General features: G+C 33.2%; 13 protein-coding genes. 2 read left to right on the forward strand and 11 right to left on the reverse strand.

Annotation, left to right across the window (positions count from 1 at the left end; genetic code table 11):
- Positions 1-59 precede the first annotated feature (59 nt).
- On the forward strand, positions 60-983 hold the full coding sequence (locus LNQ49_RS06830; protein WP_229987929.1) for a CPBP family intramembrane glutamic endopeptidase: 924 nt from the start codon (positions 60-62) through the stop codon (positions 981-983).
- Positions 984-1,015: 32 nt separating this feature from the next.
- Entirely contained in the window at positions 1,016-2,065 is a 1,050-nt protein-coding gene (locus LNQ49_RS06835; protein ID WP_229987930.1) for an AMP-binding protein, read from the forward strand.
- Between the two features lie 115 nt (positions 2,066-2,180).
- Here LNQ49_RS06835 and LNQ49_RS06840 read toward each other — a convergent pair whose 3' ends face one another.
- From LNQ49_RS06840 to LNQ49_RS06890, 11 genes are all read right to left on the reverse strand, one after another.
- Positions 2,181-4,433, reverse strand: coding sequence for a multicopper oxidase domain-containing protein (locus LNQ49_RS06840; protein ID WP_229987931.1), 2,253 nt, complete (start codon positions 4,431-4,433; stop codon positions 2,181-2,183).
- Positions 4,434-4,443: 10 nt separating this feature from the next.
- A complete protein-coding gene (locus tag LNQ49_RS06845) occupies positions 4,444-6,966 on the reverse strand; it encodes a heavy metal translocating P-type ATPase (RefSeq protein WP_229987932.1) in 2,523 nt (840 codons plus the stop codon).
- A gap of 89 nt (positions 6,967-7,055) precedes the next feature.
- Positions 7,056-7,616 (reverse strand): helix-turn-helix domain-containing protein, encoded by a 561-nt coding sequence (locus LNQ49_RS06850; protein ID WP_229987933.1) that lies wholly within the window; start codon positions 7,614-7,616, stop codon positions 7,056-7,058.
- The gene (locus LNQ49_RS06855; protein WP_229987934.1) at positions 7,617-8,480 is read right to left on the reverse strand and encodes a DUF3347 domain-containing protein; all 864 of its coding nucleotides are present in this window, start codon (positions 8,478-8,480) and stop codon (positions 7,617-7,619) included. It lies immediately after the preceding gene.
- A gap of 120 nt (positions 8,481-8,600) precedes the next feature.
- Positions 8,601-8,969 (reverse strand): hypothetical protein, encoded by a 369-nt coding sequence (locus LNQ49_RS06860; RefSeq protein ID WP_229987935.1) that lies wholly within the window; start codon positions 8,967-8,969, stop codon positions 8,601-8,603.
- 60 nt (positions 8,970-9,029) lie between these two features.
- Positions 9,030-10,289, reverse strand: coding sequence for a Y-family DNA polymerase (locus LNQ49_RS06865; protein WP_229987936.1), 1,260 nt, complete (start codon positions 10,287-10,289; stop codon positions 9,030-9,032).
- 83 nt (positions 10,290-10,372) lie between these two features.
- A complete protein-coding gene (locus LNQ49_RS06870; RefSeq protein WP_229987937.1) occupies positions 10,373-10,825 on the reverse strand; it encodes a LexA family protein in 453 nt (150 codons plus the stop codon).
- Positions 10,826-10,901: 76 nt separating this feature from the next.
- On the reverse strand, positions 10,902-11,516 hold the full coding sequence (locus LNQ49_RS06875; protein ID WP_229987938.1) for an HPP family protein: 615 nt from the start codon (positions 11,514-11,516) through the stop codon (positions 10,902-10,904).
- 7 nt (positions 11,517-11,523) lie between these two features.
- Positions 11,524-12,801 (reverse strand): chloride channel protein, encoded by a 1,278-nt coding sequence (locus tag LNQ49_RS06880; RefSeq protein ID WP_229987939.1) that lies wholly within the window; start codon positions 12,799-12,801, stop codon positions 11,524-11,526.
- Between the two features lie 118 nt (positions 12,802-12,919).
- The gene (locus LNQ49_RS06885) at positions 12,920-13,309 is read right to left on the reverse strand and encodes a VOC family protein (protein ID WP_229987940.1); all 390 of its coding nucleotides are present in this window, start codon (positions 13,307-13,309) and stop codon (positions 12,920-12,922) included.
- The gene (locus tag LNQ49_RS06890) at positions 13,309-13,884 is read right to left on the reverse strand and encodes a sugar O-acetyltransferase (RefSeq protein WP_229987941.1); all 576 of its coding nucleotides are present in this window, start codon (positions 13,882-13,884) and stop codon (positions 13,309-13,311) included. The genes LNQ49_RS06885 and LNQ49_RS06890 overlap by 1 nt, the downstream gene beginning before the upstream one ends.
- Positions 13,885-13,941 lie beyond the last annotated feature (57 nt).

The raw sequence follows: 13,941 nt of genomic DNA on the forward strand, positions 1-13,941 counted from the left end.
AGTGCAAGCAAAAATAAGATTTATGCAATAAATCGAAGTACTATTTTAAATTTAAATACATGTTTTTAGAACAAGGAGTTAAAAAAGAAAACAAATTTTGGAAATACTTACTAGGATCTGCCTTTATAATATCGGCCTCTTTTATTGGTCAAATTCCACTTACACTTGCTATTCTATATCAAACTCTTGTTAATAAAATTCCGTATCCAACTAGCGAAGCTGGTATAATGAAAATTTTCGAGTCTAATGTAACGTTATTTCTCATCTTGATTTCGTTTGTATTTGCTTTAGCTGGAGTATATTTTGTTGTACGCTATATCCATCATCAAACCCTTTTATCAGTAACTACCTCTAGACCAAAAGTAGATTGGAGTCGCATCTTGTTTTCATTTGTACTTTGGGGAGTTTTTACAGCTATACTAACCGTTTTACTTTATTACCTAAGTCCTGAAGACTTTGTAATTAATTTCAAACCTGTTCCCTTTGCCATTTTATTCATAATTGCTACTATTTTAATCCCTATTCAAACCAGTACCGAAGAATATGTTTTTCGTGGTTATTTAATGCAGGGATTTGCAAATTTGGCTAGAAATAAATGGTTTCCGTTAATAATGACTTCCTCTATATTTGGGGTAATGCATATTTTTAACCCTGAGGTTTCTAAGATGGGCTACATCATTATGGTATATTACATTGGTACTGGCTTATTTTTAGGAATTATAACTTTAATGGATGAAGGTATGGAACTGGCACTCGGTTTTCATGCTGCCAATAATTTAGTGGGTGCACTATTGGTTACTGCCGATTGGTCCGTATTCCAAACACATTCTGTTTTTAAAGACATCTCCGACCCTTCTGCTGGCATCGATGTTATTTTACCAGTAATTATCATTTATCCTATCATGCTATTTATTTTTAGCAAAAAATACAACTGGACGAATTGGAAAGAAAAATTAACGGGTAAAATCGTTATCAAAGATTAAGTCTGAAACAATTAAACTATAACCAAATTCAAATGTCAAAAATAACATATAAAAACGTTCACAATTTCTTCAAACTAAATGGAGACCATTTTAATGGAGAAGACTTGTCTCAGATAGCGTATAGCTTCGTAAAAGAAGGCGAAGCATACGAAAGAGCCATTGGAGAATTCATTCTAGATTGGTTTGATAATAAATCATACATCAAGATAACAACTTCTGGTACAACAGGAGCTCCAAAGGTAATAAAGCTAGAAAAGCAAGCCATGATTGAATCGGCTCTTGCAACGGGAGATTTCTTTGATTTACATCCAGGAAACAAAGCATTACATTGCTTACCTACCCAGTATATTGCTGGAAAAATGATGATTGTAAGAAGTTTGATTCTAGGATTGGATGTAGATTTTGTTGCACCTAGCCTTCATCCTCTCACAAACAACAACACTAAATACGATTTTGTAGCAATGGTTCCTTTACAGGTTCAAAATTCCTTAGCTGCACTTAAAAATGTAAAGAAACTTATTGTAGGTGGCGCTGCAATGGATGCCACTCTTATAAAAAGTGTGTCCAAACTAAAAACAAAGGTGTATGAAACTTACGGCATGACCGAAACCATTACACATATTGCGGCTAAACAAGTTGGCGAAAAAGCATTTACTGTTTTACCTCATGCAAAAATATCTCAAGACGATAGAAATTGCCTTGTTATTAATGCCCCAACAATTTCTAGCGAGACAATCGTTACCAATGATATAGTAGAATTGGTAAACGATCATCAGTTTATCTTTTTAGGAAGAATTGACAATGTTATCAATAGTGGCGGAATAAAATTGATTCCTGAGCAAATTGAAGAAAAACTTTCTGGAAAAATAGATGCTCGTTATTTTGTAATCGGTGTTCCAGATACTGCTCTTGGAGAAAAATTAGTTTTGGTTATCGAAGGCGAAAAACATCCTGTTGACAATGCAATCTTTGATAGTCTCGATAAGTATCAAAAACCGAAAGAAATTATTTTTGTTCCTAAATTTAAAGAAACTGAGAACGGAAAAATCATTCGTAAAAAAAGTTATCTATATAATTTATAGCACTTAAAGCTACTAAAGTAAAAAACGACATTCGGAAATAATTTCTGAATGTCGTTTTTTTTATTCTTATCAGATGATTCACATCTAACATTTTACCTCTCACATTTCACAATAATCAATAATTAAGCGTTAAGCCAAATCCCCAACCCATATCACTATCATAATGTGTTGAAATTCCAGAATTCTTAGTTAGGATATACTTTAAACCTCCCATATATTCTTTATCTGTATTGACCATAAAAGCCATTCGTAATCTTGGCGAAATCGGAATATCTTCTCTGGATAACTGGAATCGTACATTCCCATCTGTAAAGACTTCGGCTTGAGCTATTATCAACCAAGGCAATGTATAATCGGCACCAATACTTAATACCGAACGATTGTCTTTAGTGTTTTTTTGTCCAAAGGCATTTTTTTCGACCTCATCATGTCCAAATTTTCTATAACGCCAATCAAATCCTATAAACGGCATGAACCATTGATTTTTACCAATATACCGCCCAATGTGGGTTTCAGTTTCATAACCGTGTTTGTCATTATACCCTAATCTCCATTCTGTACCAAAACTCCAACGTGCATTTTGCACCATTGCTCTACCGTCATTCCCATTGGTTGCAAAATCATTTTCAGCCATCAGATGACTCATATTACTTTCTTTCTGCAACTCTCTATACGCCCATTCTTTATCTGGTAATAACGGATTTGGTGCTGAGTTTTCATAACTAAAAACACGATTCATTCCCGCCATCATGTGATATAAAATGTGGCAATGAAAAAACCAATCTCCATCGGCATTTGCACTGAACTCAATTGTATCAGTTTCCATTGGCATAATGTCCAAAACATTTTTTAATGGTGAATATTCACCCTGACCATTTAACACTCTAAAATCATGACCATGCAAGTGCATTGGGTGTCGCATCATCGAATTATTATATAATACAATTCGTAAAGTCTCTCCTTTTTTTATTAAAATCTTATCTGACTCTGACAATACTTTATTGTCCATACTCCACATATACCGATTCATGTTTCCAGTTAATTCGAAACGTAATTCTCTAACTGGAGCATCTTTTGGTAATGTAGTTACAGTTGGTGATTTGAGCATACTGTAATTTAATGTTACAATATCTGCAGAACTATCCATTTGATGCTTTGAATGATCCATTTTCTCATCAGCATCCATTTTCATAGGTTCTTCTGAAGTATGTTTCATTTCTTTAGATGCACTTCCAGTTATTTCAGGATACATTACTGCATTCATATCCATCTTTTGCAAACTCATGCCCATTCCCATCTCATTCATGGTTCCATCCATGTTCATCATGCCATTCATCATTTTCATTCCTTCGAAATAATCAAGTTTTGGCAATGGACTTGTTAATTGTTTTATCCCTTTTCCTAAATAAATAGAAGTTGATTTTGTTCGGTCTTCAGGCGTTGCTAAAAACTCAAAAGCAGTATCATCAACTGGAATCGTTACAACAACATCATAGGTTTCTGATACTCCAATAATTAATCGGTCTACTTCTACAGGAACCACATCGTTTCCATCATTGGCTACAACAGTTATTTTTCCTCCTGCATAGGTCAACCAAAAATAAGAAGATGCTCCTCCATTAGAAATCCTCAAACGAACTTTATCTCCTGCTTTGAAAGGCCCAGGAAATTCACTTTCTTTTTTTCCATTAATTAAAAATGCATCGTAATATACATCACTTACGTCCATTGCCAACATACGTTTCCATTCGTTATTGACTTTGGTTTTAAAATGACCCGCTTTTATAGCTTCAGTATAACTTTGAGTTGTCCCTTTTTTAATTGCAAACCAATCCGAAGCATTATGCAACATTCGATGTACATTATCTGGATTATAGTCTGTCCATTCGCTCAAAATAACTGGAAAGGTTGGCAAATCGTCAATTCCTTTTCTGAAATCAGGATCATCCGTTTTTTTCTTCATTACCAATGAACCATACATCCCAATTTGTTCTTGCATACCGCTATGGCTATGATACCAATGTGTTCCGTTTTGAATAACAGGAAATTTATACACATGTGTTTCTCCTGGTTTTATTGGCATTTGGGTAAGAAAAGGAACTCCGTCTTCTTGATTTGGTAAGAATATCCCATGCCAATGCAGGGAAGTTGCTTCTTTTAATTGATTATGCACATGAATTTCGGCAATATCTCCTTCTGTAAAAGTGAGCGTTGGCATAGGAATTTGTCCATTAACTGCAATTGCTCTTTTTGATTTACCTGTGAAATTTACCAACGTATCTTTTACATATAAATCATATCTCACTATTTTTTGTGCCGTCGTACTTATCGCAAAAAGCAACAATATAAGTATTGAATAATTTTTCATCTCTTAGCGTTTAAAGTTTTAGACTTCTTAATCGCAATGCATTCACAATAACTGACACTGAACTAAAACTCATTGCCAAAGCAGCAATCATAGGAGAAAGTAATATTCCAAAAAACGGATATAAAACTCCCGCTGCAACTGGCACTCCCAATACGTTGTATATAAAAGCAAAGAATAGGTTTTGCTTGATGTTGTCCATTACAGCATGACTCAAGTTTTTGGCTTTTACAATTCCTTGTAAATCTCCTTTTACCAAAGTGATCTTAGCACTTTCTATCGCAACATCTGTTCCTGTTCCCATTGCAATTCCGATATCTGATTGTGCCAAAGCTGGTGCATCATTTATACCATCTCCTGCCATAGCTACAACTTTTCCTTCAGCTTGTAATTTCTCGATTACTTTTAATTTATCTTCTGGTAAACAACCTGCTTGAAAAGAAGTCAAATGCAATTCGTCTGCAACTGCTTTGGCGGTATTTATATTATCTCCTGTAAGCATTATTACTTCAACTCCTTGACGCATTAATTCTTTTATAGCAGCTGCACTAGTTGCTTTTATAGCATCGGTTATCGTTACAAACCCTACTACACTTTTATCTACTGCGATATAAGAAACTGTTTTTCCAAATTTTTGCTCAGTAACTATCCTTTCTTCAATAGTATCAGAAATAGCTGCTCCTACTTGTTCCATTAGTTTTTTATTCCCTAATGCAATCTTCTTATCGACAACAGTTCCGATAACCCCTTTACCTGCGATATTTTCAAAATCATCAACTTTTATCAAAGAGATATTTTTAGCTTTTGCAAATTTCACTACTGCCTCTGCCAAAGGATGTTCACTATACTGATTTAAAGATGCAATATGTTGTAGTAACTCGTCCTCTGAATATTGTAGTGCAACAATTTTTTCTACCGAAGGCTTTCCCTCTGTAATTGTTCCAGTTTTATCAGTAATCAGAACATTCACTTTATTCATATTCTCTAAAGCTTCTGCATTTTTTATCAGAATTCCTGATTGAGCACCTTTACCTACTCCTACCATTACAGACATTGGTGTTGCCAGTCCTAATGCACATGGACAAGCAATTATTAATACTGCAATAGCATTAATAAATCCGTAAACCATTGCTGGCTCTGGACCAAATTTAGCCCAGATAAAAAAGGTAAGTATCGAAATAACAACAACAATTGGAACAAAATATTTTGCTATACTATCTGCTAATTTCTGAATCGGAGCTCTTGAACGGCTCGCATTATTAACCATTTGTATGATTTGCGAAAGCAAGGTTTCTGAGCCTACTTTTTCTGCAATCATAATAAATGATTTGTTTCCGTTTATAGTACCTGAAGATACTGCATCACCTAGCTTTTTATCTACAGGAATCGGTTCACCTGTAATCATAGATTCATCTATCGTACTTTCTCCATCTGTAATTTTTCCGTCTACCGGAATTTTATCTCCTGGTTTAACACGTAGTAAATCCCCTTTTTTAATATCATGAATAGCAATTACTTTATCAACTCCATCAATAACCAAAGTTGCCTCTGTGGGAGCTAATTTTAATAATTCTTTTATGGCACCACTTGTTTGACTGTGTCCTCTAGCTTCTAACAATTGTCCTAATAAAACCAGCGTAATAATTACTGTTGCTGCTTCAAAATAAAGATGAATTGTTCCGTGTTCTGATTTAAATTCATCTGGAAAAACATCTGGAAAAAACATTCCTACAATGCTAAACAAAAATGCTACCCCTGTACCAATTCCAATAAGGGTAAACATATTTAAATTCCAAGTTACTATTGATTTCCATGCACGAACAAAAAACATCCAGCCTGCATAAAACATCACGGGAAGCGAGAAGAGCAATTGTACTAAATTCCATTTCCCAACATCCATTATTTTAAGTAACGGATTATCGTGCATCATCTCAATCATGGCAATAAAAAAGATAGGAACAGTAAAGAGTATTGCTATTTTCATTTTAAACAACAACTCTTTATATACTTTATTTTCTTCTGTATCCGTTGGCTCCATGGGTACTAAATCCATGCCACAAATTGGGCATGAACCTGGTCCATTAGTTATCACTTCTGGATGCATCGGACATGTATATTGCTGAACCTGAATAGCGGCTGGCTCTTGTACTAAATCCATTCCGCATACAGGGCAGTCTCCAGCTTTATCATACATTTTTTCACCTTCACAATGCATCGGACAATAATATTTCCCTCCTGCATGATTATGTGGCACAACTACTTTTTTATGATCATGACCTGCAGTTGTACTGCAACATGATTTGACTGCAGGTTTCTCGTGTTCATGATTCATTGCCATTTCAATAGTATACTTTCCAACAGCTGTTAAAGCTTCTTGTAGTTGTTCTGTTGGAATATGCTTTTCCATTGTAATAGTCGCTAATGGAGGATTTAAAGTAACATTTGCCTCAATTCCTTCAATAGCATTTAATGCTTTTTCTACTTTAGAACGGCATCCATCGCAAGTCATTCCAGTGATTGTATACGTATGAGTCATAACTTTATTTTTTTATGATTTTTAACATAGCAAAGCTCTAAAATAATGCTTCTATAAGTTTGCACAATTCTGGTTATGATTTATAAAATTTACAAATCTTCTATTTGTTTCCGTTTTTTACCTTTAAGCTGTTTATAATAACTTGGAGAAAACCCAGTTACTTTTTTGAATTGATTACTCAAATGTGCCACACTGCTATATTGAAGCTGATAAGCAATTTCGCTTAAATTTAGCTCATCATATATAAGTAACTCTTTTACCTTTTCAATTTTTTGAGAGATAAAATATTTTTCAATAGTTGTCCCTTCTACTTCTGTAAAAAGATTACTCAACGAATTATAATCGTGTTGCAGTTCATTTGCCAAATAATGGGATAAATTGGAATTAAGATCATTATTTTTATGATGTACCAAATCGATAATCAATGTTTTGGCTTTCTCAATAATCTTACTTTTTTTATCATCAATAAGTTCAAAACCTAAAGAGTGTAAGACATTCACTAAGTCCTCTTTTAAAGAGTCAATTGTTGCTTCTTGTATTTCGACTTCTCCTAGTTCAACAGTAATCGGATGAAGCCCGAGTTTTTCCAACTCAGACTTCACGACCATATTACAGCGGCTGCAAACCATGTTTTTAATGTATAGCTTCATTTATTTGATAGTTTCTACAGTACTACCACAGCTCAACATTTTTGAACCATAATATGGATTTTTAATTGTGTTTTCTTTACTCAACCAATTGGCACCTTTCCCATTATTTGCCATTGGGCAAAATTGATAGTAGGTCGTTTCTCCCGTTTTTGAAGCTTTTAATAAAGCGTATACACTTTTAGACAATGTATTAAAATGATCTCTTTGGTGTGCAGCATCTTTAGTATCTGCAATATGTTCTGCATCTTCTTTTAAGTCTTTTAAAACTTTCATCCAAACCATATGAACGTCCATTGGCAAACTTTCCATTTTCACTCCATTTATAGCAGCTACTAATATTTTAGCTTTTGCCGAAGCTGTAGCTCCATCAGTTTTTACCAATGCATCTTTGATTCCGAAATAAGCTTCAAAAACTGGATTTAAAACAAACTCTTTTAGATCAACATCTGAAGAAGTCATTTTGTGGTTTGAATGCGCATCATGATCCATTTTCTCTACAGGAGTAACCATTGCCATTTTTTTATTATTTCGTTCGTACTGGCAACATTCAGGAAGTTTTGCATAAACATCGTTTGGAGCTAGAAACTCATTGCTATCATATCCTGCTAATGCAATACGTTTTAAAATTTCATCTTTATTTGTTTTAATAGCATCATAAGTAAGCGTTGCCATTTTAGTTTTTTCATTCCAATCTACTTCAGCAATGTTTTTTAAGTTTCCTGCTTTTTCAATTACTTTTTTACACATTCCGCAGTTACCAAATATTTTTACTGTTTCGGTTTTTGCATTTTTTATTTTTGCATCACAAGATGTGAATGATAGCAATGCAACGACTGCTATCAATACTGTTTTTATTGATTTCATTTTTTTATAAATTATGTATCAAGGATTCATAAACCCCTGAACGTTAATAATGTTGTTTATTAAAATACCTAAAGTTACCATTTTTCTATTAGACGCACTTATGGCTGTCACAGAAAACTTTTAGCTTATTTTTGGTGGAGACCAAATAGTATAAAAGCCGGAAGATAAATCGGCTGTATGAAGATAATAAGACTCTTCTTTATTCGAAAAATTAAAACAATTCAATGTGTTTTCATTCCACTTTTCGAAAGTCAGTACTGAAATAATGCTAACACAACGGCAGTTAGAATGATTGCATTTATCATTACAACCCTCTTTTCCTTTGTTATTCGTACTAGAATTGCAACAATCATCAGTCGTTTTTGTTTGCACTTTTTCAGTGGTATGCTTCTTTTTTTCAGATTTCATTCCACATGCCTCTGCTTGAATTGGCAAGAAAAAAAAGCCAATCAAGAGAATAAAAAGTAGTATGTGCGTTTTTGAAATCATCTAATTTTTTGAAATCCAAAGATACAATATATTTTTTTTAATGATATAAAATATACTCAATTACACTTCTATCGTAATAACATCTTTTAGTTTAGTTGAAAATTTTGGGGATAATCTATCCTGTTTCATTTTCCATTGTCGTCCTAATGATTGCATTCCAAATTTAACTTTGTTATCCCCGTAGCTTAAATTCATTTTATCGATAACACTCATTAAGGGCTGATGTTTGGGATTGGAAGTACTAAATAAATTAAGCTGTGTTTCGTCATTTGGCGTTAAGCCCATAACAATAACTCCTGCTCTTTTATATGAATATCCTGTTTTATAAATTTCCTTTAATCCTTTTTGTGCTGCTTGATTCAACTCAATTGTTGAATTAGTGGGAAAATCTGTATTTATGGTAATACTACGTGAATATTGTGATTGGTCGTTTGCCAAATAGTTAGTTTGAATAAAAACCGTTACCATATTGCAATGACAATTCTGACGTCTTAATTTCTCGGCACACGAAGCTGTAAAAGTGCTTACTCTTTCCGAAATTTCATCATAAGTAGTATATTTAGTTTCGAATGAACGGGTGGTTGCAATCATTTTTTTGCTTCGAGGCCCTTCTAAATCAAGTGTTGGCTTGCCCTCTAAATCATGTTTTAATCTCAGCCCAACTACTGCCATTTCTTTACGAACCCAAGCATCCGATAATTGTGTAAATTGATATGCTGTTAAGACATTTTTCTGTTTCAGGCGCTTAGCATGCTTTCTCCCTATTCCCCAGACATCTTCAATTTTTGTCCACTTTAACGCTTTAATTCTTTTTTCTTCAGTGTCAATTGTATAGACATTCTGAGTTCTTTCGGCAAATTTTCTAGCAATTTTATTAGCTACTTTTGCTAAAGCTTTTGTTGGTGCAAAACCGATACTGATAGGAATTCCAGTACCTCTTGTAACCTTTTTTTGCATACTGATTCCCATCTCATTCAAATCAAACAATTCAAAACCAGTAAATTTTAAAAAGGCTTCATCTATACTATACAATTCTATGTCGGGAGTATAAGCTCTAAGCAAATTCATTACGCGATTACTCATATCTCCGTATAGAGCATAATTAGATGAATACACGAAAATATTTTTTTCTTTAAATAATGCTTCAAATTTAAATGCTGGTGCTCCCATTGGAACTCCTGCTAATTTGGCTTCGTCAGAGCGCGCAATAACACAACCATCATTATTAGAAAGGATAACAACTGGTTTTCCTATCAAATGTGGTTCGAATACCCTTTGGCAAGAGGCATAAAAATTATTACAATCGACTAAAGCAAACATTTTATAGTATCTGAAATTAAAACTACACCTCTAAATTGTATGTTGATTAAATGGATTTACTCCGCGTTCTATTCTATTAATAACTAAAAAGATTTTATCGAATGAATTACGATTCCCCAAATCAGAAATTCATTTTCTGAGGTTACTTTTATGGGTTCATAATCTTCGTTTTCAGCAATAAGCCAAACACTATCTTTCTCTATTTTAATACGTTTTACAGTAAATTTTCCATCAACTTGACAAACTGCAATTTTATTATTTTGAGGTTCTAAACTTTTGTCTATAATCAACAAATCACCATCGTTTATTCCAACATCTTTCATAGAATGCCCTTTTACTTTGGCAAAAAAAGTAGTGTCTTTATTTTTAACAAATTCTCTGTTAAGGTCTATTGTTAACTCGATAAAATCATCTGCAGGTGATGGAAATCCAGCACTAATTCCAACATCAAAAAAAGGAATTTCTAATTTTGATGAATAATCCGGAATGTAAAATTCTAGGGTTGTGCCGTCGTTATTTAAACTTCGTAATTTCATAGTTTTACAAAATTACGGAAGTTATATTTTCGCTGTTATTATTTAACACAAAATAATTATTAACGATGTCAATTATTTAAGTATTGGGAGTAACTTTTTTTTGCAACCTTCTTCGGAATTTATGATATGTATTATGGTATTTATTATGACTTGGATATTTTCTATACGAAGTAAGATTGTTAAATATCAAAGCTATAATAAGTAATATCGTAACTCCTGTTAATACTGGAGAAAAAACATACCAATATCCTAAATCTTTAATCTGGCTAGAACCTGTAACTGCTATAAGTGCGGTTGCTCCCCCTGGTGGATGCAAAGTTCTCGTTATTTGCATACAAACAATAGAAAACGATACTGCCAAAGGAGCAGTAATCCAGATAATATCTGGTGCGAGTTGTTGCACTGTAACCCCTACGAATGCAGAAATAACATGTCCGCCAACGAGATTACGGGGTTGTGAAAATGGACTTCTAACTTCTCCATAAACCAAAACACTCGAAGCTCCAAAGGATCCAATTAAGTACACTAAATCTGAACCTGAGAAATGTTGAGTTTGTACAAAGGCAATTAATCCGATACCTACAAATGAGCCTAAAAATGACCAAAATATCTCTTTAGAATTGATTAAAGTTTCTTTGTAAAGAATATATCTCGTTTTGCGGTAACTTCTTTTTATCTTGTCAACACCCATAAATTATTTATTTTGATATGCTTGGTAAAAATGTATAAACGGTATGTGGATAAATCATTTTTGCGGTATATTTAGAAATCAAGCAAACAACTAATATTGGCAAAAATAAAGTGTAATCATTTGTTAGTCCACAAACTAAAAAGATTGCGGTAAATGGAGCATGAATACTAGCACTTAAAACAGCTGCCATTCCAATTACCATAAAATTTAAAGGAATTACCTGTGCATTAAAAAAGGTATTTAAAACGGATGCCAGTAGTAACCCTAAAAATGCTCCTATAAAAAGACTCGGTGCAAAAACACCTCCGTCACCACCTGAAGCCAAGGTTATAGAAGTAACTATAGGCTTTAAAAATAAAATACCAATAAAGCTCAAAGTTAAGGTAAGCGTTAACGGAACTGCCGAATTACTAAAGATTCCTTTTATAGCATGATATCCTTCTCCATAAAGTTGTGGAAATACAAACAATGAGACACTCAAAACAATTGAGCCTATAATAATTTTATAATAATGCTTTTCTATTTTAGAGAACTGCCCTTTAAAGAACAAAACACAACGCGTTAAATAAACAGAATTGATTCCTGCTAAAATTCCTAAAAGAATGAAATATGGAATTGCTTTTAAATGCCAAGTCGTAATCGTTACAGCAAATAATGGTCCTTCATTTAAAATTGTAATTAATCCAAAAGCTATAGAGACTGCAATTAAATTAGAGATTATAAATGCTCGTGTTACTTTTCTCGAAATAACTTCAATTGCAAATAAAATTCCTGCAATTGGGCTACTAAATAATGCTGTAACTCCTGCAGCAACTCCTGCACAAATTAATTCGGTTTTATACTGACGGAAAACATTCTCTTTTTGGTGGGCTACTGAACCGATAGCTGCAGTTGCCACTACTGTAGAAACCTCAATTCCGGTTGACCCTCCAAAAATAACTGTCAACAAACCATTAATAAAGTGGGAAGGAATTTTATAAATGGGTAGATTTTTAGACTTTGATTGCGTACTCTCAAAAACTTCTTTAATTCCTTTATTTTCTTTTTTCTTAAATAAATACTGACGTAAAAAATAAATTATCGAAAGCCCAAAGACTGGAAAAATGACATAATAAATTGGATTTATTGTAGCTTGATGAAAGAATATCTCTTCGTAATATTCTGTTATTTTCTTGAGAGAAATTCCTAAAAATGCTGAGAGAAAACCAATTAAAACAGAAACAATAACTAATTTTCGAAATTTAATAAACTGATAATTTTCTTTAATTTTCGCTGTTTTGTTCATCAGAAGTTTGAAGTTTTAAACTCACTTTTTATAAGTGGTTTGCAAATTTAGAGAAACATAGTTGTATTTATACTTAAATATCACAATATTACATTTTTTTAACAGTAAAGTAAGAAAATTAACACTCGTAGAATTCAATTGGTAAATCGTCTGGATCAGCAATAAAAGTAAATCGTTTATCAGTAAATTCATCTACTCGGATTGCCTCACATGTTACATCTTTTGAAACTAAAAATGCAACAGTTTGATCTAAATCAGTTACCTCAAAAGCCAAATGCCGCAAACCTGCAGCTTCTGGTCTAGAGGTTCTTTCTGGCGGATTTGGAAAAGAAAACAACTCGATAATATAATTCCCATTTAAAGCCAAATCAAGTTTATATGACTGACGTTCTTCGCGATAAACTTCTCTAATTATCGTTAAACCTAGAATCTCAGTATAAAACAATTTAGACTTATCATAATCACTACAAATAATAGCGATATGGTGAACTTTATTTAATGATAACATTATTTATTATTTTCTGATTCTTGATTTAATTTTCTGATTACTTTGGCTGGATTTCCAACTGCTAGCGAATTATCTGGAATGTCTTTTGTAACAACCGACCCCGCTCCTATTACACAACCTTTTCCTATGGTTACTCCAGGACATATTACAGAATTACCACCAATCCAACAATCATCTCCTATAGAAACTGGTAATGTACTTTGAGTTGTTTTTCTTAATTCTGCGTCAAGCGGATGTGTAGCAGTATAAATTTGAACATTAGGAGCAAAAAACACATTCGATCCAATAGTAACGGGACCACAATCTAGAACAACACAGTTTACGTTAAAATATACATTATCGCCACAATAAATATTATATCCGTAATCACAATGAAATGGTGGCTCTATATAAAACCCCTTACCTACATTTGGAATTAATTCTTCTAAAATTAGCTTTGCTTTTTTAGTCATGCAGTATTCTGTAACATTTAAACGATGCAATAGATTTTTAGCTCTTCTACGCTCTTTTGCTAAAATTGAACTACCTGCTATGTAGTTATCTCCTGCAATCATTTTTTCTTTTTCAGTTTTCATATAAGGTAACTATATTTTTTTCTTGACGCTGTTTTTCATGTAACGTGTTTTTAAATT

It is taken from the genome of Flavobacterium pisciphilum, assembly GCF_020905345.1.
GTDB lineage: Bacteria > Bacteroidota > Bacteroidia > Flavobacteriales > Flavobacteriaceae > Flavobacterium > Flavobacterium pisciphilum.

What these genes read in the sequence shown, in the direction of transcription:
- LNQ49_RS06845 (WP_229987932.1), bottom strand. Translation starts at nt 6,966, where the DNA reads ATGACTCATACGTATACAATCACTGGAATGACTTGCGATGGATGCCGT.
- LNQ49_RS06880 (WP_229987939.1), bottom strand. Translation starts at nt 12,801, where the DNA reads ATGAACAAAACAGCGAAAATTAAAGAAAATTATCAGTTTATTAAATTT.
- LNQ49_RS06835 (WP_229987930.1), top strand. Translation starts at nt 1,016, where the DNA reads ATGTCAAAAATAACATATAAAAACGTTCACAATTTCTTCAAACTAAAT.
- LNQ49_RS06850 (WP_229987933.1), bottom strand. Translation starts at nt 7,616, where the DNA reads ATGAAGCTATACATTAAAAACATGGTTTGCAGCCGCTGTAATATGGTC.
- LNQ49_RS06865 (WP_229987936.1), bottom strand. Translation starts at nt 10,289, where the DNA reads ATGTTTGCTTTAGTCGATTGTAATAATTTTTATGCCTCTTGCCAAAGG.
- LNQ49_RS06870 (WP_229987937.1), bottom strand. Translation starts at nt 10,825, where the DNA reads ATGAAATTACGAAGTTTAAATAACGACGGCACAACCCTAGAATTTTAC.
- LNQ49_RS06860 (WP_229987935.1), bottom strand. Translation starts at nt 8,969, where the DNA reads ATGATTTCAAAAACGCACATACTACTTTTTATTCTCTTGATTGGCTTT.
- LNQ49_RS06875 (WP_229987938.1), bottom strand. Translation starts at nt 11,516, where the DNA reads ATGGGTGTTGACAAGATAAAAAGAAGTTACCGCAAAACGAGATATATT.
- LNQ49_RS06855 (WP_229987934.1), bottom strand. Translation starts at nt 8,480, where the DNA reads ATGAAATCAATAAAAACAGTATTGATAGCAGTCGTTGCATTGCTATCA.
- LNQ49_RS06885 (WP_229987940.1), bottom strand. Translation starts at nt 13,309, where the DNA reads ATGTTATCATTAAATAAAGTTCACCATATCGCTATTATTTGTAGTGAT.
- LNQ49_RS06890 (WP_229987941.1), bottom strand. Translation starts at nt 13,884, where the DNA reads ATGAAAACTGAAAAAGAAAAAATGATTGCAGGAGATAACTACATAGCA.
- LNQ49_RS06840 (WP_229987931.1), bottom strand. Translation starts at nt 4,433, where the DNA reads ATGAAAAATTATTCAATACTTATATTGTTGCTTTTTGCGATAAGTACG.
- LNQ49_RS06830 (WP_229987929.1), top strand. Translation starts at nt 60, where the DNA reads ATGTTTTTAGAACAAGGAGTTAAAAAAGAAAACAAATTTTGGAAATAC.